14 protein-coding genes are annotated in these 26580 nt (G+C 55.4%); 3 read left to right on the forward strand and 11 right to left on the reverse strand.

What is annotated here, in order from left to right; genetic code table 11:
- Positions 1-124: 124 nt before the first annotated feature.
- The 3 genes from GSQ91_RS06305 to pabB form a co-directional block, all read right to left on the reverse strand.
- Positions 125-7600, reverse strand: coding sequence for an FG-GAP-like repeat-containing protein (locus GSQ91_RS06305; protein WP_158820413.1), 7476 nt, complete (start codon positions 7598-7600; stop codon positions 125-127).
- A 556-nt stretch (positions 7601-8156) separates the two neighbouring features.
- Positions 8157-9086, reverse strand: a complete 930-nt coding sequence (gene bioB / locus GSQ91_RS06310; protein WP_216845096.1) for a biotin synthase BioB — start codon at positions 9084-9086, stop codon at positions 8157-8159.
- A gap of 151 nt (positions 9087-9237) precedes the next feature.
- Positions 9238-11256 carry an aminodeoxychorismate synthase component I gene (gene pabB / locus GSQ91_RS06315; RefSeq protein WP_158820414.1) on the reverse strand — a complete coding sequence of 673 codons (2019 nt, stop codon included), beginning with the start codon at positions 11254-11256 and terminating at the stop codon, positions 9238-9240.
- Positions 11257-11624: 368 nt separating this feature from the next.
- Here pabB and GSQ91_RS06320 point away from each other — a divergent pair, with 368 nt between their 5' ends.
- Positions 11625-15146 carry a TonB-dependent receptor domain-containing protein gene (locus GSQ91_RS06320; RefSeq protein WP_158820415.1) on the forward strand — a complete coding sequence of 1174 codons (3522 nt, stop codon included), beginning with the start codon at positions 11625-11627 and terminating at the stop codon, positions 15144-15146.
- Between the two features lie 215 nt (positions 15147-15361).
- On the opposite strand, the gene GSQ91_RS06325 is transcribed toward GSQ91_RS06320, so the two are convergent.
- Entirely contained in the window at positions 15362-16840 is a 1479-nt protein-coding gene (locus GSQ91_RS06325) for a hypothetical protein (RefSeq protein WP_158820416.1), read from the reverse strand.
- 372 nt (positions 16841-17212) lie between these two features.
- The gene (locus tag GSQ91_RS06330) at positions 17213-17740 is read right to left on the reverse strand and encodes a cupin domain-containing protein (RefSeq protein WP_158820417.1); all 528 of its coding nucleotides are present in this window, start codon (positions 17738-17740) and stop codon (positions 17213-17215) included.
- A gap of 295 nt (positions 17741-18035) precedes the next feature.
- Between GSQ91_RS06330 and GSQ91_RS06335 the strand changes: the two genes are divergently transcribed.
- Together GSQ91_RS06335 and GSQ91_RS06340 are read left to right on the forward strand one after the other, a co-directional pair.
- Positions 18036-18233 carry a hypothetical protein gene (locus GSQ91_RS06335; RefSeq protein ID WP_158820418.1) on the forward strand — a complete coding sequence of 66 codons (198 nt, stop codon included), beginning with the start codon at positions 18036-18038 and terminating at the stop codon, positions 18231-18233.
- 127 nt (positions 18234-18360) lie between these two features.
- The gene (locus GSQ91_RS06340; RefSeq protein ID WP_256370366.1) at positions 18361-18648 is read left to right on the forward strand and encodes a helix-turn-helix domain-containing protein; all 288 of its coding nucleotides are present in this window, start codon (positions 18361-18363) and stop codon (positions 18646-18648) included.
- Between the two features lie 247 nt (positions 18649-18895).
- Here GSQ91_RS06340 and GSQ91_RS06345 read toward each other — a convergent pair whose 3' ends face one another.
- The 6 genes from GSQ91_RS06345 to GSQ91_RS06370 all read right to left on the reverse strand — a co-directional run bounded on the left by GSQ91_RS06345 (position 18896) and on the right by GSQ91_RS06370 (position 26532).
- Positions 18896-20020, reverse strand: a complete 1125-nt coding sequence (locus GSQ91_RS06345; protein ID WP_158820420.1) for a hypothetical protein — start codon at positions 20018-20020, stop codon at positions 18896-18898.
- Positions 20021-20121: 101 nt separating this feature from the next.
- A complete protein-coding gene (locus GSQ91_RS06350; protein ID WP_158820421.1) occupies positions 20122-21456 on the reverse strand; it encodes a DUF1501 domain-containing protein in 1335 nt (444 codons plus the stop codon).
- A 19-nt stretch (positions 21457-21475) separates the two neighbouring features.
- A complete protein-coding gene (locus GSQ91_RS06355) occupies positions 21476-23104 on the reverse strand; it encodes a DUF1800 family protein (protein ID WP_254064387.1) in 1629 nt (542 codons plus the stop codon).
- A 389-nt stretch (positions 23105-23493) separates the two neighbouring features.
- Positions 23494-23907: a cupin domain-containing protein gene (locus GSQ91_RS06360; protein ID WP_158820423.1), complete on the reverse strand. Its 414-nt coding sequence runs from the start codon at positions 23905-23907 to the stop codon at positions 23494-23496.
- Between the two features lie 421 nt (positions 23908-24328).
- Positions 24329-24859: a lipocalin-like domain-containing protein gene (locus GSQ91_RS06365; protein WP_254064388.1), complete on the reverse strand. Its 531-nt coding sequence runs from the start codon at positions 24857-24859 to the stop codon at positions 24329-24331.
- Positions 24860-24873: 14 nt separating this feature from the next.
- The gene (locus GSQ91_RS06370; protein ID WP_371417088.1) at positions 24874-26532 is read right to left on the reverse strand and encodes an amidase; all 1659 of its coding nucleotides are present in this window, start codon (positions 26530-26532) and stop codon (positions 24874-24876) included.
- Positions 26533-26580 lie beyond the last annotated feature (48 nt).

Raw genomic sequence — 26580 nt, forward strand, 5'->3', positions numbered from 1 at the left:
GTGTGCCATCAAACTGATATTCGGAAATCAGGTGAAGCCTGTAAACGGTGCGATCTGACACCACAAGCTATCTGGGGAAGAGACTGTCATCTCTTCCCCAGATAGCTTGCGGCCTGAAGGCTCCTTACTGCACGGTGACGCTCAGGCTTGTAGACTGCGACAGTCCTGACGCTCCGGTTGTAACAACCTGGACCGTGTAGGTGCCGGCAGGCGTTGTCGTCGAACCTCCCCCACCTCCGCCCGACGAACCACTACCGCCGCCCGCACAACCAGTCAGCGAGTTTGCAGCGGCGCCTAGCAGAAGCAGCAACGCCATCGTCCGCAAGGCGATCCTAAGCTTACGACGCCGGCTCGCCAGCGCAAGCGCGAGCAAACTCGGTAGGCCCAGCATCGCTGCCCACGTGGTCGCGCGTGAGCCTCCAAAGGGCGAAGAGGGCAACGAAAGACTTGCAGTAGTACCTGTCTGAATCGTCAACGTCGAAGTTGCTGAGTTGGTAGTACCGGTAAAGGGAACGGAGGACGGAGCGAAGCTGCAGGTAGCATTCTGCGGCAGACCAGTGCAGCTAAGCTGCAAGGTTCCCGAATAGCCTGGCGCTACCGCGAGCGTCAACTTAGCCGTAGCAGAGCCCGACGATGCGACGGTGAGCGATGAGCTGGCCAGAGTCGCATTGAGGACCGGAATAGAAGCGGAGGTCGATTGCGTGAAGTTTGGATCACCGCTGTACTGTGCACTGAGGCTGGCATTCCCCGTCGGGAAAGACGTCGCCGTATAGCTCGCAACGCCATTGCTCAGTGTGCCCGTCCCCAGCAGTGTTTGCCCCGAGTAGAAGCCAACGCTGCCAGTTGGAACGCCACTGCCGCTCACCGGCGCTACCGTCGCGATAAACGTAAGGTTTCCGTTGGAGAGCACAAAGCTCGTTGTTGTGCCGACGGATTCGTTCTGGGTCACGGTGACAGAACCCGATCCAGTCGCGCTCGTGTAGATCCCAGTGCTCTTTGAGTCTGGGGTGTAGCTAGCCGATAGCGCATCCGTGCCGACCGGCAGTGTTCCTGCAGGAATGACGATCGCAGCGCTGCCTCCACTGAGTGGGGTTGCAGCAGAGGTATAGCTTCCACTGGTGAGCGTAACCGAACCAGTAGGAGCCGGGTATCCCTTAACAGCGATCGTAACCGTCAGTGCTTGCGCCGTGGTGATACTCGCAGACGACAGGCTCAAAGTGACAGGCGGCGCGCCACTTTCTGGATTAAGCATCGTCGGGACTGAGGTGCTGGCGGCATAGATGGTGTCGCCGGCATAGCTCGCGTCCACGGTCTGCGAGTCATTGCCGATCGGCGAGATGCCCGATGCGGACGCAGTTGCCGTCTGTGTAAGCTGAGACGTAACGACTGTAAGAGTGTTGGCGTTGATATTTGCGGTCACAACGTCCTTTATGCCGTCGCCGTTCCAGTCGCCCACGGCAAAGGCAGCCGGGCCAGATCCTACCGCAGCATTGATTCCAGCGGCAAAGGTGCTGTCGCCATTGCCCAGCAGCACGGTAATGCTCGAACTGAAGTTGGTCAATATAAGATCTGCGTTGCCATCGGCATTCAAGTCAGCTATCGCAATCGCCGCAAGCTCACCACCACTCGTGGAAGGGCCTGTGGCGGCGGTGAAGGTGCCGTCACCATTACCCAGAAGGATGGTCACGCTGCCGAGATACTCGTTGCTTATCGCGAGATCGAGCTTGCCGTCACCATTCAGGTCTCCGACCGCGATCGAATTGGCGTAGCCAGCCGTGGCGAAGGTGCCGCTCTGTCCAAAAGTGCCGTCGCCTGCACCCAGAAGAATGGTCACGGTGTTGCTATATAAGTTAGTGACCGCCAGATCCAGAATGCCATCTCCATTGAAGTCACCTTGCGCAATCGCACTCGGAGCGTACCCCAACTGCGGGCTCAAATTGGAAGGCGTGAAGGTACCATCGCCATTGCCCAGGAGAACCGTCAAGCTGGAACCTGAATATCCAGCATCGGCCACTACAAGATCCAGCAAGCCGTCACCGTTGTAATCACCCATCATCATCGCGATTGGCTGCTGTCCCGTTGACGGACTAAGGCTGGAGGGTGTGAATGTCCCATCACCATTGCCCAGGAAGACAGTGATGCTACTGATGCTACTACTGTTGTACAACTCGACGGCAAGGTCAACATGACCGTCGCGGTTGAAATCCCCCACAACAAGGGAGTTAGGTCCAGCGCCGGTTGGCAAGGTGGCCGCCGATTTAAACGTACCGTCGCCGTTACCAAGAAGAATCGTGATGGTGTTTGCACTATTGTTCGCCACGGCGAGGTCGGGAATGCCATCACTATTGAAGTCGCCGCTCACAACCGACACCGGTTGTGAGCCGACCGCAATCGGTGATTGCGAGGGGCTTAGGCTGAGGACCGGCGCACCGCTGCTCAACGTACCGCTGCCCAGAGTAACGGTACTGTTCGTGTCCACAAAGGACACCTTGCCGGATGGCGCAACCGCGCCATTGCCTATAACCGTACCGGTCAACGTGTAATTGCCCGCACTTCCACTCTGCGCAATCGTGGTCGTCGACGACAGCGAGGCCGTTACGGCGACGCTCGACGCCGCAGAGGCACTCGTCCCATTGCTGTTCGTGCCGGCAAAGACCGCCTTGTAGCTATGGCTTCCCGCTCCGGGGATGAACGGAAGCACCGCCGTTCCAGCGCTTGTCAGTTGTGCCGTACCGAGTAGATGGATCGCATCGCACAAGGTCGCCGTGGCATCGCAGAAGTTTACCTGGCCGGTAGTCAACGAAGTGGATCCCGCCGTCACCTTCGCCGTAGCTGTCACCATCGTGCCCGAGGCCACCGGGCTGCTGCCCGAGCTCAAAGCCAAGGTGGTTGCCGTGGCGATCTGAGAGGACCTCACCGTGACGGGCAGCGCCGTCGTAGCGGTAAGAGAGCCGGAGGTGCCTGTGATCGTCACCGTTCCGCTCACCGGCTTGGCCGTGGCCGCCGCCGTCAGCGTCAAGATGCTGGCGCCTGAAGAGGGGTTCGGCGAGAACGAAGCTGTGACCCCGCTGGGCAGGCCACTCACAACATAGTTGACGCTGCCGGAAAATCCATTCTGGGAGACGGAAGTCACAGTAGACGTCTCCGAACTACCCGGAAAGAGAAATATCTCGGATGGCGCAGCGGCGATGGTGAAGCCCGGTGAGTTAATCGTCAGCGTAAAGGTCGTGGACGCGGTCGTCGAGCCGGACGTGCCGGTGATCGTTACAGTCGCCTGTCCAGTTGCAGCGGTGCTGCTCGCCGACAAGGTCAGCGTGCTGTTCCCTGTAGTGGGGTTCGGCGAGAACGAAGCTGTGACTCCGCTGGGCAAGCCGGATGCGCTGAGTGTCACATTGCCGGAGAAGCCATTTTGAGAATAGATGTAGAAGTAGCCGGTAGTGGAAGCCCCTTGATTCAAGCTAAGAGTGCCGATCGAACTATTAAGGGTGAAGCTGGGTACAGCGATGGTCAACTGGAAGGTCGTCGTTACGGTCTGAGAGCCGGATGTGCCGGTGACCGTCACGGTGCTGGTTCCCACAGGAGCAGAGGCTCCGATGTTCATAGTGAGCGTGCTGCTATAGGTTGTGGGGTTGGGAGAAAATGATGCAGTCACGCCGCTGGGCAGCCCGGAGACCGAGAGATTCACACCTCCCGCGAAGCCGTACTCTGAAGACACATAGGCGTAGCTGGTGACGGAGCTTCCCTGGCCGGCCGTAGTATTGTAAAGGCCCGACAGCGAGAAGGTCGGCACATACACGCCCAGCGTAAGATTCGTCGTTGCCGTCATGCTGCCGGACGTGCCGGTGATCGTGAGTGTGTACTGTCCGAGCACAGCAGTGCTGCTCGCGGTCAAGGTCAAAGTACTGTTTCCCGTGGTCGGATTGGGCCCGAACGAAGCGGTGACGCCACTGGGCAGACCCGAGACGGACAGATTCACACTGTTGATGAAGCCATATTGCGGATTGACGCTCACATAGGTGCTGGTTGAGGTTCCCTGTCCAAGCGTCACGCTGCCGCCGCTATAGAGCGTGAACGTGGGCTTGTAGACACCCAGGGTCACCGTGGTGCTGGCCGTCTGCGTTCCCGAGGTTCCAGTCACCGTCACGGTGTATTGGCCCACGGCTGCGGTACTACTCGCATTCACCGTCAACGTGCTGAATCCGGTCGTGGGGTTAGGACTAAACGAGGCTGTGACACCGCTGGGCAGACCAGAAACCGACAGATTCACGTTGCCAGTAAAGCCATACTGAGGAGTTTCGTATATATATCCGTAATTCGAACTTCCCTGGCCGACAGTGATGCCCCCGTAATTCGTGAGTGTAAAGGTGGGGACATAAACGCCCAAAGGGAGTGTCGTGGTCGCGGTCTGCGTTCCCGAAGTGCCCGTGATCGTGAGAGTGTATTGCCCCACCGCTGCCGTATTGCTTGCAGTCAACGTCAACGTGCTGGTTCCCGTAGTAGGGTTTGGGGAAAACGCGGCAGTCACTCCGCTGGGAAGCCCTGTGACAGCAAGATTCACACTGCCGGTGAAACCGTATTGCGGAACGACGGAGAAGGAGGCGGTTCCCGTGGTGCCTTGACCGAGACTCACGCCGTAATAGGACGACAACGTGAAGGTCGGAGCGTAGACGCTGAGCGTGAGAGGAGTTGTCGCCTTCACGCTTCCGGAGACGCCTGTAATGGTCAGGCTATATTGCCCCACCTTCACAGAGCTGCTCGCCGCGAGTGTCAGAGTGCTGTTGCTGGTCGTTGGATTAGGAGACCAAAGCGCTGTCACTCCGCTCGGCAACCCCGAGACCGAAAGAGTCACATTGCCATTAAAACCGTTTTGCGAGGTGACAAACACATTGGAGGACACTGAGCTACCCTGACCGACACTCGCACTGCCACCCGCGTTGAGCGTAAACGAGGGAGCATACACGCCCAGGCTGATGGTCGTCGTAGCACTGAGCGCACCGGACGTACCGGTGACGGTCACAACACTCTGGCCTATGCTGGCGGAACTGCTCGCAGTGAAGGTCAGTACGGAGATCCCTGTGGCGGGATTGGGAGAGAAGGACGCGGTCACGCCATTCGGCAGACCGGAGACAGCGAGGTTTACGTTGCCGGTGAAGCCATACTGATCGGTCACGTAAATGGTGCTGGCTCCGGTGAAGCCCTGGCCGACGGTGACGGGACCTGTCCCCGAAAGGGAAAAGCTCGGTGCATGGATCGTGAGCGGCAGGCTGGCGTTTGCCGTCACCGTGCCCGAGGTGCCGGTGATGGTCAGGTTACTGCTGCCGGGCGTGGCTGTGCTGCTGACTGTAACCGTCAGTGTGCTGGTGCCAGTGGTAGATGTCGGAGAAAAGGATGCTGTGACGCCGGCAGGCAGACCTGCGATAGAGAGGTTCACCGAACCGGTGAAACCGTACAGCGGTAACACGGAGATCGTGGACGTGCTCGACGAGCCCTGAGCGATTCCCAATGTGGCCGGCAACGCCGCCAGCGTAAAGCCGGCTGCATGCACTGAGACCGTAGTGTTGGTGCTCGCCGTCAACGTGCCCGAGGTACCGGTGATGGTGATGGCCTGGTTGGCGAAAGGCGCAGAGCTGCTCGCCGTCAACGTCAGCACAGATGATCCGGTAGTGGCAGGGTTCGGAGAGAACGACGCGGTCACACCCGTGGGTAACCCGGAGGACACCGCGAGATTGACGCTGCCTGTGAATCCGTCCGCACCCGTAATGGACACAGTTGTGGTAGCCGTGCTGCCTGGATTGATCAGAATCGAGCTTTGCGAACTGTCCAGCCAGAAGCCCGGCACCTGCGGCCCGGCAAGATCGTTGATCAGACTCTGCCCGTTGGCGCTGCCCCAGCCCGTCGTCAGGTCATAGCCCACCTCCGCGTTGAACCACAGCGGCTGATTGTTCGTCTCATTGTTGCCGACGGTAATGTCGTGGAAATCACTGCTGGTGCTGGCCCCCTGAGCAATCCGATAGACCGCAGGGTTGATGAACCCTAGTCCGCCACTGGGTGCATTTCCTGATTCCACGGCCTGCTGATTCACCAGCGCCATGAAGCCTGCCCACCGCGGAGACGCAAAACTGGTACCCGCCCAGCCGCCCTGGCAGACTCCAAAGCTGCAGTTGTAGTTGTCAAAATCACCTTCCATGGCGACATCCGGCACATTGCGAAGGGTGGTCGAGCCGCCATTGGCAGTGGTCGCAAGACCGACCTGCCAACTCGGAATGGAGATGTTATCCGGGCTGATGCCACCGCCGCTGCCATCTCCCCCGGAGTTCCAGACCGTCTCCGAAACCCAGCTACCAGCCGCGCCGCTGGTGGTCAGATGGGTACCACCCACTGCGGTAACGTACTGGTCCTCGCCAGGATAGAAATAAGGGCTAATGGCCGCATCAAAGGCTCCGCTATCGCCGGAAGCCGTGAAGAAGCTTTGTCCCTGTGCAGCCATCTCCTGGAAAAACACATCGTCGACCGTGGGGTCAGCTGGCATCCATCCCCACGAACAGCTGATTTGTTTGGCGAGGTTCTCTGAAACCATGGAATTCAAAATGTCAGCGTCCTCGACTCCGTCACTGACATAGACCCGCACCTGGCTCAAACCGGGGGCCATTCCAATTGCCTGAACGATGTCCAGCACCACCTCGGCCTCGGCATTCGGGTCTCCACTAACCGGTGCGCCGGTAGCTCCATCCACCAGCACATTATTAATGGGAACAGCGTAGGTCTGTCCCGCATTGCTGAAGGTCAGATTCACGTCGCTGAGAAGGTAGCCCTCGAACTCCAGAAGGCCGACGGCCTGTCCAGTGCCATTCAGCGTCGTTCCGCCATAGTAGGCTGCGCGCATGTCGCTGCCCAGGTACGAGCCGCCCGGCCCCGAGCCGGTAACAGCCGCCGCTTGTTTGCCGTTTGGTGAGTGAACGGACATGGGGCGCGGCACCGAATAGTTATCCAGTCCGGAGATGTGGGCTACCTTCACGCTGAGATTCAGCGAAGGCTCACGATCCGGAGAGAAGAACGTCCGGTTCGCTGTCGGATCTTGATACAGGTTCATCTGTACATTGAACGCAGCGCTAATCTGCGCCACCGTGCCCGAGACGGGAACGATAAGCCGGTTCGCGGGAAGCTGTGTCACGGTCAGGCCATTCGCCTGCGCGAAGGCCACAACGGCCTGGAAATCCTCATTAGTAGGGCCGAACTGATCTGTGAACTGAGCCACCGTCAGAAAGTGCCGGTAGTCCGGGCTGGTGGGGTCGTACAACCGGCCAAGCAGGCTCGTCAGCGCCGCGCTGTTCCGCAGCGGCAACACAATCGAGGCTTGCATCTTCTGGTCCGGAGGCATGGCCCCGGCCAGCGCCGCCTGGTGATCTGAAACCGCCGCACGCACATGGTTCTGCAACACCTGAAGCTGCTGCGCCTGTGCAGCAGAAGAAATGCCGAGTGCAAATGCAAGAGCGGCACACCAGATCAGAAAGAAGCTTGCCCGGCGAGACCAGCGGCGCAGAGAGCAAGTGGACTGGAGACGAGATACAAAGGCCGATGCGGTTCGACGGCTAAACACCATATGAGGAGAACTCCCTGAATCAAGCGGACCTCTGGGCCTCTGCCGTGTGTTTAATAAAACAGCACACGAAGCCCGGGCCCTTGGTAAAGCATTTGCAGATTGAGGATTATTGAATCAAGCGGGAGTCTATCACAAGAGTGATCGCACTATTGTTAGGTTCCATAACCAGCATGACTGGCTCTTACATCGGCGGCATCTAGACGAGCAGCCCAGGTCTAAACAGAAACAACTAGATTCTCCGCATCTGCGTGGGCGATTTAGGAACTTTCATCAAACTGCGGTGTGTCTATAAACCTTTGTAGTAACGACTGCCGCCCTCTCGGCTTTGTCTTTATTTTGTCTTTATTTTGTCTTTGCTTTTATTTCTCAGATAGGTCCGGACTTCAGTCCGGACATCCAAGGCCGGTAACAAAATGGGATTCAGCCCCTGGGACATGCTCTCTTTTTCATGGGCATAGTGCTGGTGAAAAGGAGAGCCTATCGGAGAGGCCGAAGCCAGCCCCTACTTCAGAAGCAACAACAAAAACATTCATGGAGGCGAGCTAATAGATACGCTTCAAGCCCGAATCTCCGTCAACATCGCCTTGTCCTTGGCCGGAGCAATGTTTGGCGTAGTAAGTAGTTTCTCTCCAATGAAGATGGAGTTCGCCCCCGCAAAGAAGGCGAGCAGCTGAGCCTCCTTGTTGAGGCTCAGCCGTCCTGCCGTCAGGCGGACACGAGAAAGCGGCATCAGAATTCGTGCGACTGCAATCGTTCGGATAAGATCCGTCGTCTCGACCGGAGGCATGGTTCCGAGCGGTGTTCCCGGAATCGGCACCAGCAGATTAATGGGTACGGACTCAGGCTGCGGTTCCATCTGCGCAAGCTCGCTTAGAAGCGCGCAGCGATCCTGATCGCTCTCCCCGAGTCCGAGAATACCGCCGCAACAGACTGTGATCCCTGCTTCGCGAACCCTCCGAATCGTCTTCAGGCGGTCGTCATAGGTACGGGTGGTAGTAATTTTGGGGTAATACTCGCGGCTGGTGTCGAGATTGTGGTTGTACGCATCAAGGCCTGCCTCTTTCAGGCGATGGGCTTGCTCGGCAGTCAGCATGCCGAGTGTAACGCAGGCCTCCAGCCCCAACGATTTCACCTCTCGAATCATCGCCAGCACACGCTCGAAGGGCTCGCCCTCTGGAGCATTGCGCCACGCCGCTCCCATGCAGAAGCGTTGCGCTCCCTGCTCCCGCGCCCTCAGTGCGGAGGCACGCACTTCCTCCACGGAAAGGAGAGGCACTCGCTGGAGTTCCGTCTGGTGATGCGCCGACTGCGAGCAATAGCCGCAGTCCTCCGGGCAACCACCCGTCTTGATGGAGAGAAGAACGCAGCGCTGAATATCTTCCGGATCATGAAAGGACCGATGGACGGAATGCGCACGGAAGAGAAGATCAAAGAACGGAAGCCGGTACAACTCCAGGACGGATGCAACATCAGTGGCACTGCTCAATGTCAGAGACTCCTTGGTCTCCTGTGATTGTGTTGGCCGCAATCTGCAGGGTCAACAATGCTTTGATCTTGTCCTAAATAGTTTAGAAAATAAACTATGATGCAATCCAAGATTAGCTCTCGCTCTCATCGTTCCACCCGTGATCCCCGAATTATTGAGGGAGGGGCACGGCATTGACCAGAGACGTGTTCTGCTGCCCTCTCCAGATGACAGTCCCATCCACTCGCTCAATCGAAAGCACCGGCCGTATGCCTCGCAATCCACTGCAGACACAGATGCTTTCAACATCCCGCAGAACGTGGAGGCTGATCTCCCCCTCCTCCACGTTCTGCAAAGATTGGAGTAGGTGCGCCCGTTGGACTCCTGGTAGAACTCCAGAAGCCAGGCTAGGCGTCATCCATGCTTCGTTCATCAGAACCAGAACGTTACTGATCGCACCTTCTGTTAGTTCCGATCGTTCGTTGAGGAACAAAACCTCATCAAACCCCAGACGTCGCGCCGTGGTTAGGTTTCGTTCATAGAGCTCTCGATTCGTCGTCTTGTGGCGCAGGAATACGTCTGCTGAATGAGTGCGTTCCTCCGCCAATAACAGGCGGCCATTCCAAATCACGGGCGCCAGGGGTTCAGCAGTAATGCTCCAATCTCCCGTTTCGCTGAGTTCGACCCGCACCCTGCTTGCTGTACTTCCACAATCCCTGACGGCTGAGGCCAACTCTCTCTGCAGCCGGTCGCCGTCATACCGGATACCGAAGTACTGCGCCGAATCGTCAAGCCTTCGCAGGTGAAGGGGAAGCAGAGCGATTTCACCTTCACAGCGCATCGTCTCTATCAAAGCAATCGGAGGACGTTTGTTCGTGAGAAAACTAGCCTTCAGCCGACACTCTTCAAACTCCTCGTCCGGCTTCGAGTCTGCCGTGATCCCGCCGCCGACGCCCATCATGACACGGCCGTTCTGAAGCTGCACGGTTCGGATAGCGACATTGAAACAGGCCTCCCCGCCTGGTCCGAAGTAGCCAATGGAGCCCGTGTAAACCCCACGACGATTCTGCTCCAGCTCCCGGATAATCTCCATCGTCTTGCGTTTGGGAGCTCCCGTGATGGATCCCGAAGGAAACAGGTGCGCAAAGATCTGAGACGGAGAAAGCCCATCCTCCAGCAGTCCAGAGCACGTCGACGTCATCTGGAGCAGAGTATTGTAGGTCTCTACCTGGAAGAGATTGTCGACCTTGACCGTGCCGTATCTGCAAATACGTCCGAGATCGTTCCGCAGCAGGTCCACAATCATGACGTGCTCGCTGCGATTCTTTTCATCGTTCCGCAGATCCTGTTCCGCTCTGCGATCTTCCACCAGATCGTTCCCCCGCATCCATGTGCCCTTCATGGGGCGGACGGCAATGCGTCCTTGCGTGGTGCGAAAAAATAGCTCCGGGGAGAACGAAAGTAGCGGTCCTTCTACCCTATTGATGAGGGCAGCAAAAGAGACTGGCTGCTGCCTCAGCAACATCTCATAAACGGCCAGCGGCTCAGACTCCGTATGGCCTGTGATTCTATCGGTGAAGTTCACCTGGTAGGTATCACCAGCATCGAGATGCTGATAGATACGAGCGAGTGCTGCACGGTAGTCTTCCCGCGATATTTGCAGGCCATCTGTGATGACCGTGGCGTCCTCACGTAGCGTGGCCCTCGTCGTGTCTGGCATTGGGAGCGTTCCCCGTATCACTCCACTGGAGTGGTCGAACTCGATGGGGAGCGCAAAGACTCCGAGCCACGCCAAAGGTTCTGACGGAGATGAACCCTCTGATCGTCTAGGCGTCAGTCCAACGAAGTGCTCACCACACTCATAGCCGAAGTATCCCGCAACGAACGCACCCTGGGCGAGATGACGATCAATCTCCCTGAGAAGGTGGTCCAGGTCGCGATCAGTCCATGCGATCAGCTCCCGCAGCGGATTCAGGAAGAGCAAGCTCTTATCTTGAACCCCATCTGGCTTCGCGGTCTCCAACAGCACAGAGTTAACGCTACTGGCTGCACAGGCTCGGAAGGCTTCCGGCAGGGCATGCCAGGAGGGAGACCGAAAAGATTCGGGCACATCAAGATCGCCATCCCCACCCTCTTTTTCTTTGAGGCGTTGGGACTCTTGATACTGCACGGGTTCGATCACAGAGTGCATCTTCGCTTGCCGCCTGGCTCACTCCCTCGATCCCATAAAGCTTAATTCGGAGAGGAATAGGCTCTCATCCATTATCAACTCTATGGCGATTCGTATCGCCAGGACGCTCTGGAATCAGCGGCTCCATTGCGAACCGCTGCCCCAGAGCGTCACCCCTGAGGCAGCCTTCAACCAACGCTTCGGATACATTCTGTTGACGCGATAACATTTTAACGATACGTTCATAAGTATCTTTTCGGGTCCTTACTTCCCTCACCTTTGGGCGAATGCCGTCTGCGCAGAGCCTTCTCAGATGACCTGTTCCTGCGCCGTGCAATTCGCTGTCTTCGATCTATGTGTCACATCCATGTGTCAACAGGAGGTTTCGAATGTCACGAATGTCGAATCGCTTTCTACCCATTCTTCTGGCTGGGTTTGTATTGGGAACCTTGTTCGTACCCTCGACCCTTTCTCCCGTCATGGTCGCTCAGGGCATCATTACGGGCTCACTGACGGGCTTTATCTCCGACTCCACCGGGGCCGCCGTGGTCAACGCCAGCGTTACCGCTGTGAACGAAAACACCAAAGGTCTATTCAAGACCGTCACCGGCTCCGATGGAACGTTTACGCTTCGTGATCTACCAGTAGGTTCTTACACGGTGAGTATTACGAACGAAGGTTTCAGCAAAGACACGATACAGCAGGCGCTGGTCACGACCGGCAACACCACGTCGATCGGGAACCAGAAGCTGCAGCCCAGTTCGATGACAGAGACCGTACAGGTTGCAGCCAGTTCAGCGGCTCTGCTCGATACAGTTTCATCCCAGGGGTCGGCGACCATTGAGTCCAAGGAGCTTCAGGAGCTCCCTGTCTATGGCGGGTTCGATACCACAGCTTTGCTGGTGCCAGGAATCGTTTCCACCCATAGCAACGGGGATGCGCAGTCCAATGGCACGGACTACTCCTCCAACGGCCTGCGGTCTCGGTCGAACAACTCCGAGCTCGATGGCCAGGCGAACAACGATCTTCTGATCACCGGCCCGCAGATTTACTTCTCCAACCAGGACGCGCTGCAGGAGATACAGGTTATCTCCAATAACTTCAGCGCCCAGTATGGGCGCAATGCGGGCAGCATCGTTAACTACATCACGAAGAGCGGTACCAACGAATTTCATGGCTCAGGCTTTGAGTTCTATAGTGGCACCTGGCTTTCATCATTGACCCAGGGACAAAAGGGTCCACAGTTCGGCTATTGCACGCCCGGCGAAGATGTATCGTCCGGATGCACAAAGCCTGCGGTGCCAGGCTTTGTACAGAATGCCTATGGTGGAACCCTGGGTGGCCCAATCATCAAGGACAAACTTTTCTTCTTCGGCAGCACGTACTGGGTAAGAACATTTCAGGGTGCGACACGCTATACCAGCGCGGGAACCCTCTTTCCCGACTCCGTTGGTCTGGCGCAACTACAGCAGAGTTTTCCATCCAATCCGGGAACGCAGGAACTGGTGAAACAGGGGCCGTTTGCCTATAGCGCCGGAAATCCAACGTCATTCGGTACACCGCAGAACGTGTTGGTCACCGATGGGGTTACGACGCAATCCATTGAGATGGCCCAGGTAGCTCGCAATGTAGCCAACATCGATCTCGACCAGGAAGACATGGGACGCCTGGACTTCCAACCTACGGATCGGGATCACTTTTATCTCCGCTACATCTACCAGGACACACCCCTCATCGCCTATTTTGGGAACCTCGTTGCCGGTTCCAGCGTCAATGTTCAAAGCACTACGCACTCCGTTGGCGCTGACTGGACCCATACCTTCTCACCACACTGGGTTGATCAGCTTCGTTATTCTTTTCAGCAGGCCAGGCTTGGATTTGAGGGTGGTGGAGTGCCTAGTTGCACCATCGGCAATCTGAGCACCTGCCCGTCGAGCGTGAGTTTCGGAAGCTCGTTTCTACAGCTAGGTTATCCAGCAGGACAACCTACAGGCCGCATCGCCAAAGTGACTCAACTGCAGAACAATGCGACAGGCTCAGTCGGTCGCCACAGTGTCAGCTTCGGAGGTGAGTTCGACTATCAGAACAACCCGAACATCAATCTGCCCAACGGTGCCGGCGTATTCAACTTCACACCCGGCGGTGCAGCATTTCCGCTTCGCAACACGTCGGCTGGCGCGGATACCTACAACGGATACACGGCACTGCTGGAGGGCGTCTCATTTACCTCTTTAACCGCCGGCAATGCGACGACGCACTTTGAAGCACCTAACGTGTTTCTCTATGTCCAGGATGACATCAAAGCCAGACCAAACCTCACACTGAACATCGGTCTTCGCTATGAGTACTTTGGCCAGGCGGTGAACGCGCTGCACAACGAGACGGTTGCGCAGGAGACAGGATCCAATCCGTTCTGGAATACCTCTCTGCCGCTCTCTGCAACTACCTTCCCCAAAATCAACAACTACTGGAAGAACATCGAGCCAAGGCTAGGCTTCTCCTTCAATCCCGATATAGATAAAGGATTGGTGATACGTGGAGGGTTCGCGATTAACGCAGATCCTTCCTTCAACGAGATCTTTCTTACAGCTGCTTCAGGAAGCCCCGTCGTCAACTCCGGCACATTCAGCTGTAACGGACAAACAGTGAACTGCTTGCCCGGTGGAGGATTTACCTACGCTGCCGTACATGCACTCGACGATCCACTGATTCCGTCAGGAGGAGACCCAAGATTCAATCCTGAGCAGGATGTCCCGACAAACTTTCGCCCTGCTTTCGTAGAGACCTGGACACTTGGCATTCAGCACCAGGTCGGTAGAGCGAGTGCACTTGAAATACGCTACGTCGGCAATCATGCGGCGCATGAGTTCCAGAGGATTAATTCGAACCCCTACTTAGGGACCGCATCCTCCTGCTCTGATCCCACCACGGCAGGATACCTTCGTTCAGACTGCACACATTTCCTTCGCAGCACCGTGGCCAATACTGCGTTCTCGCAGTACAACGGCCTGCAGACTTCCTTTACGACGCAGTCCCTTCATAACTGGAGTGGTTCGATCGCCTACGCCTATAGCCGCGCTATCGACAATGCGAGCGAGATCGATAGTACGTATGGCGGAGGTACGACGATCGCATACGCGCAGAATCCCTTGAACCTCTCCACAGGAGAACGAGGGGTAAACGGGCAGTCGTACACGCATGCGGTCGCCTCCAAGGTCACGTTCACGTCTCCATTCTTCAAGGAGGAGAGAGGCATTCTGGGAAGAGTCCTTGGCGGATACCGGGCCAATGCTCTTTACACCTACAACAGCGGTCAACCCTTCACTCCGTTTCAAAGCGCCACCTCTCAATCGCCGAATGCGGATTCGAATGATCCTATGAGCTATAGCAGCAACTGCGACTCTGCATTCAACAACTACTTCAACTCCGGCTACGACGTATGCCGGCCTGTGCTCGCGAACCCGAAGGCACCCATTGGCTCAGTTGGAATCAATACTGGGCATGGCTATATGGACTACGCTGTACCCGGTAAACAGATCTCCCGCAATGACGTTCACTGGATCTACGATAACCAGTATGAAGCTCAGGCGGTTGGCAACACGTATCCAGGCGTAGGGCGCAATACGCTTCGCGGACAACCATGGAATTCCATGGATGCCAGCATCTACAAGGATGTCAGATTAAGACGAAACATCACGCTTCAGTTGCAAATCACTGCGTTCAATGTTCTGAACCACGCTTACTTCGGAACACCGGACGCCTATCTGGATGATGCGCTGAAGTCTCCACAGTCCGGATTTCTGAATCGCTATTACAGCTCCGGCTCAACGGCAACATTCGCTGCAAACGGCGCCATTGTGCCACCTCCAGGAAATCGAAATATCCAACTCGGAGGCGAGCTCCGCTTCTAGTGGATTACAACTCTGTTCAAGCCACCCGAGATGAACCCAGACAGCGGCGGGTGGCCCGGATTTCATAGCACTCCGTCGCGGAAATGGGTATCCCACGGACTTTGAGGACGTACGCAAAATCCGCAGAGCAGCACGATACCCAGCCCCAAAGGGGCGGTAGATCCCAGCCTGGGGCGCAAGCCCCAGGTAAAGGACCTAACAACGAATCACGACAATCACGACACCAGGATAAGTGACACGACCTCGACATTCGAATCGCTGGGGAGCGTAACGCTTTGCACCGTCTTCGTATTGTTCAGAGAAAACGAATAGCCATAGAGATTAAAGGTATGGCTGTCTTCTCCTCCGCTGCTTGTGTCGCGATAGGACTGGGTCACAGCGTTCGACTCGCCACTGTAGCCCTGGGGGGTAAACCAATCGCTCAGGCTTTGTGTAAATGAGGATGTGGTCCCATCAGAGTACGTCACTTTGAAGGTCTGTGAAGCCTGATTGCCGTTCACCCCTGTAGCGAGCATCTGCAGTGAAGAGTAACTCCCGGAAGGCAAGGTGATTTGCTGTCCGGCGGCGCTCACAACATTGGACGAATTCGCCGCACCGATACTGAAAGTTTCACCGTTCCAACTCTGCGACGAGCCTAGAAGATTCGCCGAGTAAGCATAGCCATTCCCATCCAGTCCCGCATTGGACGCAAAGCTGGTTCCGTCCGAATAGATTCCCTCACGGTTAAAGGAGGATGTGAGGCTGACTGCCGTGGCACTGCCCCCAGTAGTTGAACCAGCTACACCTGTATTGATCGCACTGGCGTATTGCGCCGCCTCGCTCTTCCCTACGATGTCGTCATAAATCCAGAGGAACCCGCCCGTAATCCCGCATTGGCTGTGCCAACTGCTCATCTGGCTTTGTGTTTGGCTGGCTGTGTCATCCTGATCCCACACTCCCGGAAATACCGGAACAGAACCAAAATCCCACCCAGAGCATGGAGTGTTTCCGGATCCGCCGGAGTATGTCTGCAGATGGACGCCATCCACCGTTCCCGGGCTTTGAGTGTTGATCGACGAAACCAGCGATGTCCAATAAGAGCTATTGTCGAAGGCATCCGGCATAACGTTATAGCCAAGCCCATGCAGCATCACTGAAAACGCAGTGGTAGAGGCCGCATCAAAGTTGTTTTCGTCGTCGAGATCGATGGCATCCAGCGCGGGAATCGCAGCTTTCAACGCTTGAAAGTCCTTATAAAGGATGCTGCTCGAACCGGTACCCTGCGAGTTGACCAGGGACTCGATATCTTGAAAATCCCCAACATTCGAGGATCCGATACTGAAGGTGATTCTCTTCACCGTCCCTTGTTTCAGGGTTGCCATATCAGAGGCGAAATTCGGATACGTCTGGTTCCCGACGTAGGCGCCATTCGACGTTAGCGGAAACTCGCCATTGAGATTCAAATCTCCAGTCGAGGAGACCTCGACGCTCCAGACAATGACTTCCGTAAAGCCGGAGTTCTCCAGTTCAGCGATATTAGTTGCCGCACCGCTCTTATAGAGCGGTCCGCCGCCGAAGATTCCCGTATATCCCGTTTGTGCAGATAACCTCAAAAACGACGGCACCGCAAACAGTAGGAGCAGCAACAATACCTTGGTACGCGTAACTACGAAGTGTTGAATAGAGGTAAGCCCGATGTTTCTTAACTTCCGCATATATCCCTCTTCCCTGACCCGAGTATTTTCAACATAGGCGAGCAGAATGGCCTCCTCGCATCGTTGAAGTGATCCCATTCACTATCTGAAGGGGTGCCGCGAATTATACGAGGTTTTGTTTTATTTTTAGCTGCACGGCTCGGGACGTTAAGTAACACCCACCCGGTGCAAACTTAGTCCGAATATTGACAATAAGAGGCAATAAATTGCGAGCGGCGTGCTGGATCTTCCCGCGCGGTTGTCTTTCGCCCTTGGGTACAGGGATTTATAGGCAGGTGGCCCCGATTTCATTGTGCCTCCGCAGAAGCAAACGCCACATCTCGCTTCTGAGATGTGGCGTTTGCAGAGGCAACCTCTCGCACGAGCCTCCATTCATTTTGGGGCTGTGGCATTTACATCGTACGGCGCAAAATACATAGCATGTTCTGCGGCGATCTTAGCGACCCGTTCCATAGCTTCTGGCGGAGCGAGCGTTGAGAATGGCTGATGCAGATCAGCACTCGCTACCGCATCGAAGAAAGCCTGGTGGGACGGTGTGGATATGCCCAGCACGCGACATGGCTCGGAACTTTTATTGTAGAAAGCATGCAATGCATTTGGCGGAAGGATCATGGTCGATCCAGCCTCACAATGGATCCAGTTTTCTTTGCCTTCGAGGACGCGGAAGAACTCAGCGCTGCCAGCCAGAATGTAGAAAACTTCCGGTGCAATATGAGAATGCAACGGAACTCCCTCTCCTGGCTGTAAGGTCTGCTCACATACGGCGAAGGCATAGGCGTTCTCCTCAGCCTTGACCTTCCAGGTGATGTGAGCTCCGGCGATGTCGAACGTTTCACCCTCCTCCGGTGAGATCTTCCGGACACCTTCGGTAGTTGGGATGTTCTGCAGAACTAGACTCATGGGCTGCTCTCTTTCAAAGGCATAGTGTGACGAGCAGTGTGAAGACTTCATCACCGCACTATTCCAGCATAGGCAAAAACTTCAGGCATAAATCAGCTAGAATTGCCAAAGAATAGCTTGATATGGCCAAATCCAACCTTCAATTGCATCAGGTCGTAGAAGAATCCAAAGACGACGTTATGCATTGGCATGTCGATGTCCCTGTGTCGCTGAGTACGGAAGAGCATTCACACTCCAAGGGCCAACTTTTCTCGCTGAAGTCAGGCCTCGCTCTCGTTCAGACTTCGACGGGGGTATGGGCACTTCTGCCGAACCGCTGCTGCTGGATACCACCTTCGTATCAGCACTGCATGCGTTCTCTTGGAAAGATCTCGGGATGGTCGCTCTATCTACCCGCCGCTGCCTGCGCGTCACTTCCCCAAAAGCCAACAGTGCTGCCGTTGTCTCCATTGGTGGAACAGATATCGATACGGATATCGGAGTGGAAGCATGATCCGCCCGCACCCGCCACCAGGCGCCACCTCATTACTGTCTTGCGGGATGAGATCAGGAATGCAACAACAGAGTCATTGCATCTCCCAATGCCCATTGACCCTCGACTCAAGAGACTTGCAGATGAGATGTTGAAGCATTTGGGAACAAACAGAAGTCTCGATGATTGGGCACGATTTGCGGGCATGTCGAAACGCTCGCTTCTTCGTAACTTCCAGCGCGAGACCGGGATGACGATCGGGCAATGGTTCCAACATCTGCGTATGTTTGTTGCTCTCGAAAAACTGTCGAGAGGGAGTTCTGTTACTCAGACTGCTCTTGCCGTGGGATTCAGAAGCGTCAGCGCTTTCATCAAGGTCTTCAAGAACGTGGTCGGCGCCACCCCACTCGCCTATAGCCGAGCTCAACAGATTTAGGCGGCTGGCCCAGATTCCACAGCCCCCCCGAAGTGGGTGCCCCACATCTCGATTTTGAGATGTGGGCGCTTGCAGAGGCAAGCTCTCGCGCACGAGCGAATCACCTGGAAGATAGATGCGATTTCAATGGCGCGACATTTTTAGGCAGCAAGGTAGCCTCCGTCTATTAAAATGTGCTCATACGAGGTGTCTGTGGGTATTCAATAATGAAGGATTATTTTAATACTCGTCTTTTCGAAAGCTCCGCTCAAGATGATGCTCCGCACCATTTTCTGGCTTGATCAAATCGTTTTCTATCTCCCCAAACTTCAGAAGAAAACCTACCGCCGATGATTGCAAACTGTTGGCGGGCAGTTTCGGGATCCTTAAACTTCCAAGCCATGAGCGCCATTTCATTTATGGTACGTTGTGATATATGGTATTCCGTCGCCAGTGCCTGATACCCTCTTTGAATTCGCCCCCAATCCAACATGTCTGAAGGGAAACCGCTGCCAAAGGCAACGGCAAAACCACCGGGGTCGCGGCTAGTCATAAGGCCAGCTGCAATACGAAAATAGAGTTGATCGCCATGGGTACCACCAAGCCTATCGGCTGAAGACTTGGCAAGAGCTGATGCTAGTTCGGGGTGCCCCATATCCGGCACGGATCGCGTACTATCGAAACCGAGGTCCCCAGGTTGGTCAGCATGCCACAGATAGAGGGCATATCGGCGGTAGAGATAGAAGTAACCAAGTTCGAACTGAATTCCCTTTTCAAATATGTCCCGGATCCGAGTAGTATCCCAACCTGATGAAAGGCCAACCATCATTGCCTCCCAATACCACTGGGGGCACATAGAACTCATATGGGCTGAACTCTCAAGTACAACTCGCGCTTTTTCTATGCGTTGTCTATGGACGATTAAGTTGTTACCCAGATATAACCCATTAGTTTTTAGAGTCCCAGCCGAAGCCCAACGAAGATATCCAGTAACAAGAGCGACACGAGCTGTAATCGAATCGGGTCGTTGCTGCACCCAACGCTCCAGATGAGAGATGTAATCAATAGCTCTCTCATCACCTGGCTGGCCCTCTGCAAGTTCAGAATAAAACTGCCACAGGCTCCAATCCCCTCCAGATGTCCGAGATTTATTCTGGCGATATCGTTCTGCTTTGCTGTCCAGCTGGTCGAAATGTTCCGCCAGAAGATCGGACTCAACAATATGACGGCTCTCCCGCTGTTGACAGGAGCCAGCATCAGTATCGGGCGAACTAGGGCTACAATCCACCAACTGTCCTAAACCCGAGCATGGGACCGCTAGAAGTAATACGAAACAAAACGCGAAGTGAATTCTTATGGATCGCAGAACGTATATTTCTAGATCCTTCTTCATGGCGAACGAGCATAACAATTTATGTCATTAATGGCAATTTGATTGATTGATCCCTCAGCAAGAGTTGTTTCGGCGCAGTTTTAAATTGATGAAAAACAACCTCACCCCATAAATCCAAGCTTATTCACGCTAAACGCGGATAGCGTCGGAAATACTGTCGCCAGCTGCGCCTGCTGTACTCCAAACCACTGAGCAAGTGTCGACGCATACTGCACACTCGCGGTCGATGGAATCCATCTTCCATTCGATCCCGAATCATCTGGCCCACCAAGCTGCAGAGTCGGATAAGTCCCATACATACTCCCACCCTTCACGGCTCCGCCCAGCACAACGTGATGCGAACCCCATCCATGATCGCTGCCGCTGTTTGAGTTTGGCTGGAACGTTCGGCTAAAGTCCGACATCGTAAACGTCGTCACCTGCTGTGACACGTTAAGCTCCTGCGTCGCTTGATAGAACGCCGAAACCGCCTGGCTCATCTCTGCCAGCAACACCGCCTGTGTATTCAACTGGGACGAATGGGTATCAAAATTCCCTATGCCGCAAAAGAATATCTGTCGTTGTACCCCCAACGCAGCTCGTACCTGAATAATCTGTGCCACTTGTTGCAACTGCGCTGCCAGCGGATTATTCGCTGGGAAGACCGTCTGCAGAGAAGGCACCGATTGCACAGCGTCAGACAGTACCGTCGCATACTTGTAAGCATTGGTCGTAATCGCATTGTCTGCCTGTACCAGCGATACTCCACTTTTCATCGTCAACATCGCCTGCGCGACAGCGGTTCTCGACGAGCACTCCGACACCTCCGAACACGTCACCGCACCGATGCCTCCCGGAGATACAGCCACAGGCCCCGTTGTCTGCCCATCACAAAACACGGTATCCCCATCCACCGACGTAACCATCGGGATAGAAGCATTAACGTTGTAAGTAGAAGCCAGTGCATCTGCCATTCGTCCAGCCCATCCCGTTTGTGTGGCTACGCTCTTCGCCGCGTTCTGCCACTCCACCTGCTGATCGGGGTGAGAAAACAAATTGCTCGGCACCGGTTGCCCTGCCGCAAACTGTGCCTGTGTCAATGGCTGTAATAGCGTACCCACATTGGCCACCAGCGCCGCACTTCCAGAATCTACCAGCGCTCGCAGCTCCGGCATACTCGGATGCAACCCAAATGTCGGCATCGAATTCAGCTGCAACACCGTACTCTGCGCCAGGGCCAAAGGCCCGCGAATAGCCTTATAGTTCGCATATCCCGACGGATCGAACGGGATCAACGTGTTGTTCCCGTCATTCCCGCCATACAGAAACACGCACACGAGTGCCTTGTAATCGGTCGATGTCTGCGCTAGAGCATTCATCAATCCAAATGGACGTAACCCCAACACATTGCCTGCCGCAACAAGGGAGGCACACCGGACAAAACTTCTACGATTCATGGCTTCTCTCTCCTTTGTCTTAGTGCATTACCTTGTATTCAGAGCTGCTGATCACCAGATAGACAGCCACCCGCACTCGCTGTCCAATGTCCGTCAGGCTGGAGATCTCATTCACAATCATCTCCTTCATGTCGCGCGGCATCCGCCCATGCAGAAACATCACTCCCAGCTTATCGACCAGAGCACTCGGATTCCCTGCCAACTGCCCCATCGCACTCGTCACCGTCAGGTTGCCATTGAAGCCGGCGATCTGGTTCTCCGCCAACTGGTCGGCCAGCGTCAGCCTCTGCTGTACAGCGGCTGTATTCTCCAGCCCAAACTCCGGCGCATTCAACGTAGTTCCAGGAACCACATACGATGGCGAAAAGAAGTTGAAGACGCTGGACGACCGCAGCGGAATCTCACCCAACGGGCTCGTATAGTTCCGCAACCCTACATACGCGCCTTGCTTCTCAAGGCCTGTATTGATGTCCATATACTTCAGCGCCTGCATCACATTCGTCAGATACAGAACCGGTTCCCGCAAATGGCCGCCATCATAGTTCGGATCCCAATCCCCGGCCCGGGCTTCAGTGTCCATCAGGATCGCCGTGATCACGGCTGACATATCGCCACGAACACCACTTCCATTGTCGATAAAGACCTGGCTCACTCGTTCCACATACGCAGACGAAGGCGTGCTTGTTACCAGGTGTTGTATGAGCTGCTTGCAGATAAACGGAGGCAGATTCGGATGCGCGAAGATATTATCCAGCGCGGCTTCCAGATCCTGCGATGTCGACTGTCCTGCCGGCAGCACCACATTATTCAACAGCGTCTTCGATGTCGTATCGTGTGCTGAATCCACCGCTGCCATCGGCATCGAGTAGTTGGGGACATAAGAGGGGAAGCTTGTCGGAGCCGCCCCTGTCGAAGTCGCATACGTCCACCCCGTATACACTCGTGCAAACGCCTGCACCTGCGCCTCCGTATAAGCAGGAATCGTATCTCCCGAAGCATCTGTCTGCGCTGTAGCATCGGGATTCAGCATCACTGGCCCAATCGAGAACAGCTGCATCATCTCGCGCGCATAATTCTCATTTGCGATCTGTCCTGCTGGCGCCTTGCTACTGTTCACCATGCTCAGATACTGCCCCATTGCTGGCGACAGCGTCACATCTTCCATGATCGTGCGCCAGTTGGTAAACGCATCTTTTGCAAGTGTGTTGTAGTACTGCGGAGCTGCGTTTCCATCAATCACCTGCGTTGACGTCACCCACATCTCACTCAACGCAAAGGCAACTCTCTGCCGCAGCTGGTCTGGCGCAGTCAACGCCGTCTGCCAAAACTCCGATTCAAAGCAAATACCCGGATCGCCCATGCATGCCTTGGGAAGCGGATCCGACAACACCCCCAGCGCTGTCTGTGGAGTATTGAGCTGCTCTGCAATATAGGCGTCCAGCCCAATCTGCTGAACATTCGTTATATCAATCGCACGCACACCAAACGTGGTTTGATCCAGCAGACGGCTCGCCTGCGTCACGGTCGGCGTGACCCAACTAGCTGCTCTGGCTCCGCCCGTACTATTTGGGCTGCCTGTTGACTGTGCACTCTCCGGTACTACCAGGAGCTGTCCCAGTGCCGTGTATGGAATCAGTAAAACGAACAACGCGCCAGCCGGTAGCAGTTTGCAATGTAGCACGGAGGGTTACCTCGCAGTTATGCAAAGGACTTTCACAAAGCGCGCCGCCGGTCAGATACGCAAAGCACGCCGTCGGCCAGATAAAGGAGGTAAAGAGGGATGAATCTATGAAATGAGGCAATGATATCTATTTCCAGACCCAGCACATATAGATAGAACTTCTCATCAATAGAGAAGAGGAACGGGTGACGATACTTCTCAATCGTCATAGGGTAAAGGTAGCAACCAGAATGTGGCTTTGGGGGGCGAAAAGAACAGAAAGCATGCACAGGGAAAGAACATTTCTAGAAAAGCAGCCATTTAACATCTGCCGCACAAATCTAGAAATCACATCGCCTGTTCGCTTTTTACTCGGTTTACTGCAAAGTGCAACAGCCTTTGCCGTACTGCTCCTCTGTAACGTGCTCCATCCAATCGACCACCTTGCCATCGAGTCTCTCCTGAATAGCAAGGTGCGTCAGCGCCGTCGTCGGCGTAGCTCCATGCCAGTGCTTCTCACCCGGCTCGAACCACACGACATCGCCGGGTCGAATCTCCTCGATGGAACCACCCTCTCGCTGTGCCCATCCCGCACCTGAAGTCACAATCAGAGTCTGGCCAAGCGGATGAGTGTGCCAGGCTGTTCGAGCACCTGGTTCGAACGTAACGCTTGCACCGGCTACAAGCGCGGGATCGGGTGCCTGAAACAGCGGATCGATACGCACAGTGCCTGTAAACCAATCAACAGGCCCCTTAGTCGATGCCTGCGTACCCACCCTCTTGATCTCCATAGACTGTTCCCTCACGCTTCGAATCGATTGTATCGGAGGAACAGCTCGGCTTTACTGGAGTCCTCTAAAGGTTCGCGTTCTCTTATCGGGTCTGATTCCAAGATCTGTGGCAGATCTTAAAAAGCAGATCGCCTCTGCTACTACTTCTTGAAGGCAGGGAGAAGCTGCCTGCTGCTCCGTGCAGAGGTCAACGCCATGAAGCTCCAATATTTTCGTATGCAGTCGATGAATTCTCGCCCACGGCCCTTCCACTTGAAGCATGACCAAAATCAGCTCGTCGACGTGGCTGGAGACAAAAGCAATCGGCAGGATCTCTTGTTGTTCCAGTAATTGAAGGAGGCGCGACTGAAAGCGATGTCCAGTGCGAGCTACGTACATAAGCGTTGTGCACATCCCACGCTTCCCTCCTCGATCATTGAGATCACCGCACACGATGCCAGGCTGAGATCGGGATCTTCCCATCGGGAATGGCGGGCACACGCCACTCCAGGTCATCGCCATTGAGGGTGAACGGCCGTGTTTGCGTGGCGCCATCCCAGTTGGGAAAGGAAGCGCGTTCGATCTGGAATGTGATGGTGCCTTTCTCTGGGTCAACGGTGTAGCGGCCAAAGTGGCAACTCATGCCCAGCGAAGCGTCTTTGTATTCATCTGGCGTGCCGTGGAGTTTATCTCCAGCGGCAAACTTCACGCGATCCTCGCGGAAGATCTGTACTGTGTATCGTCCGTCTGCTCCGAATACCAGGATGCCCTGCGGGTTCGCCCCGTAGGCGTGAACACGCGAACCGTCTGGCTGAAGATTGTCTGCCGCAGTGAGCGTCCATATTCCCACCAGCGAGGAAGCGGTTACAGCAGCTGCCTTAGGGGATTGTGCCATCAGCTCACACGTTGTCATCAGCATTATGCAGAGCAAACCGTTCAGCACTGCCGCAAATGTTTTCATCCACTTCTTCATTGCGTTCTCCTGGGTTATTTATCGATTCGAGGTTCATGGGACAGACTCTTCTCACCTTGCATTCCCCGCCCCATAGCAGCTACTGGTTTGCCGCCGACGGTGTCCAGAAATTGTGGAGGCTGCCATGCGTGAGCATGCTGCTCGAAGCTGTAAGCGATTGAGATCAGCGTTGGCTCGCTCCACTTTGCGCCAAAGAGAATGATCCCGACCGGCAGATCGTGAGCGAACCCAGCGGGCACCGTGATTGACGGATAACCGGCCATGGCCGCAGGTTGTGAAGGGTCGCGGATCGCGGGGTCACCCAGCACGGGGTCTATCACGAAGGCAGGTCCCCAGGTCGGTGCCAACAGTGCATCTAGATGATGCGTACTCATGGCCGCATCGATTCCTTCAGGGCCAGACAGGCGCTTGGCCTTGGCGTGAGCATCGATATAAACCTGCTCCGTCAGAGGACCTGCTGCCTGCACCTGTTCCAGCAAATCCTGTCCAAACCATGGCATCTCTCTGAAGGCTTCACGCTGATTGAAGGCGATCACGTCGGCCAGATTTCTCACCTTGAGCTTCGGATGATCGGCCAGATAGGTGTTGATTGCATCCTTGAATTCGTACCTCAGTACGGTTCCTTCCAAGGCACTGAGTTCGTCAAGGTGCGGCAGCTCCACAGGATCGACGATCACGGCGCCTTGCTGTTTCATCAAGTCGATCGCCTGTTCCATTGCATGATCTGCATTGGGGTCCCGGCCTGCGAGTTGGCGAACTATACCAATACGCTTGCCCTTGAGCCCATCGATCTGAAGGAAGCGCCTATAGTCCGTCGCGTGTTGATCCGCTTCGGCAGTGGCCGGGTCGCGCAGATCGCTGCCGGCAATCGCGCTGAGCACAGTGGCGGCGTCGGCCACGCTGCGGGCCATTGGGCCAGCGGTATCCTGACTGGGACTGAGGGGCACAAGACCTGCACGGCTGACCAGTCCCAGCGTGGGCTTGATGCCGACGATACCGTTCATCGAAGCCGGGCACAGGATAGAACCATCTGTTTCTGTGCCAATTGCCGCCACGGCAAAACCAGCGGCCACAGCCGCAGCGGAACCTGCACTCGAACTGCACGGGGTGCGGTCCAGCACATAGGGGTTGTGGGTCTGGCCGCCGCGCGCACTCCATCCACTGACCCCATGACTGGAGCGAAAGTTGACCCACTCGCTAGGGTTGGTCTTGCCGAGAATCACCGCACCCGACCTACGCAGCCTAGCTACAACGTCTGCATCGCGGGGTGCAGGCTCATCCAGAGCGAGAGAGCCGGCGCTGGTGAGCATACGGTCGCCGGTATCGATGTTGTCCTTGATTAAGATCGGAATTCCGTAGAGAACACCGTGTGCCGGTTCGCTATCGAGCTTGTTGGAGAGTGCCGTAACGTCGGGATTTATTTCGATCACTGAGTGGACGGCAGGACCGGCCTGATCCAGGATATGGATTCTTTCTATGAACTCTGCGGTAAGGTCACGCACACTGAGCGAACCTTGTGCGAATTTCTTCTGCAATGTTTCTATGTCGTTGTAATACGGTTTGTTGGCGACCGCATTTCTAGAAATCTGCATCGCATGAAGAGCCTTCATGGCGAAGATCATGCAGAGCAAACTGCCCGTAACTATTGCCGTTTTCCGTGATCGGTCTTTCATTGAAAGGCTTTCAACTCTCGATTCCCTGTCTCAAGCTATGGTTAGGAA

This window comes from Granulicella sp. S156 (assembly GCF_009766105.1).
GTDB lineage: Bacteria > Acidobacteriota > Terriglobia > Terriglobales > Acidobacteriaceae > Granulicella.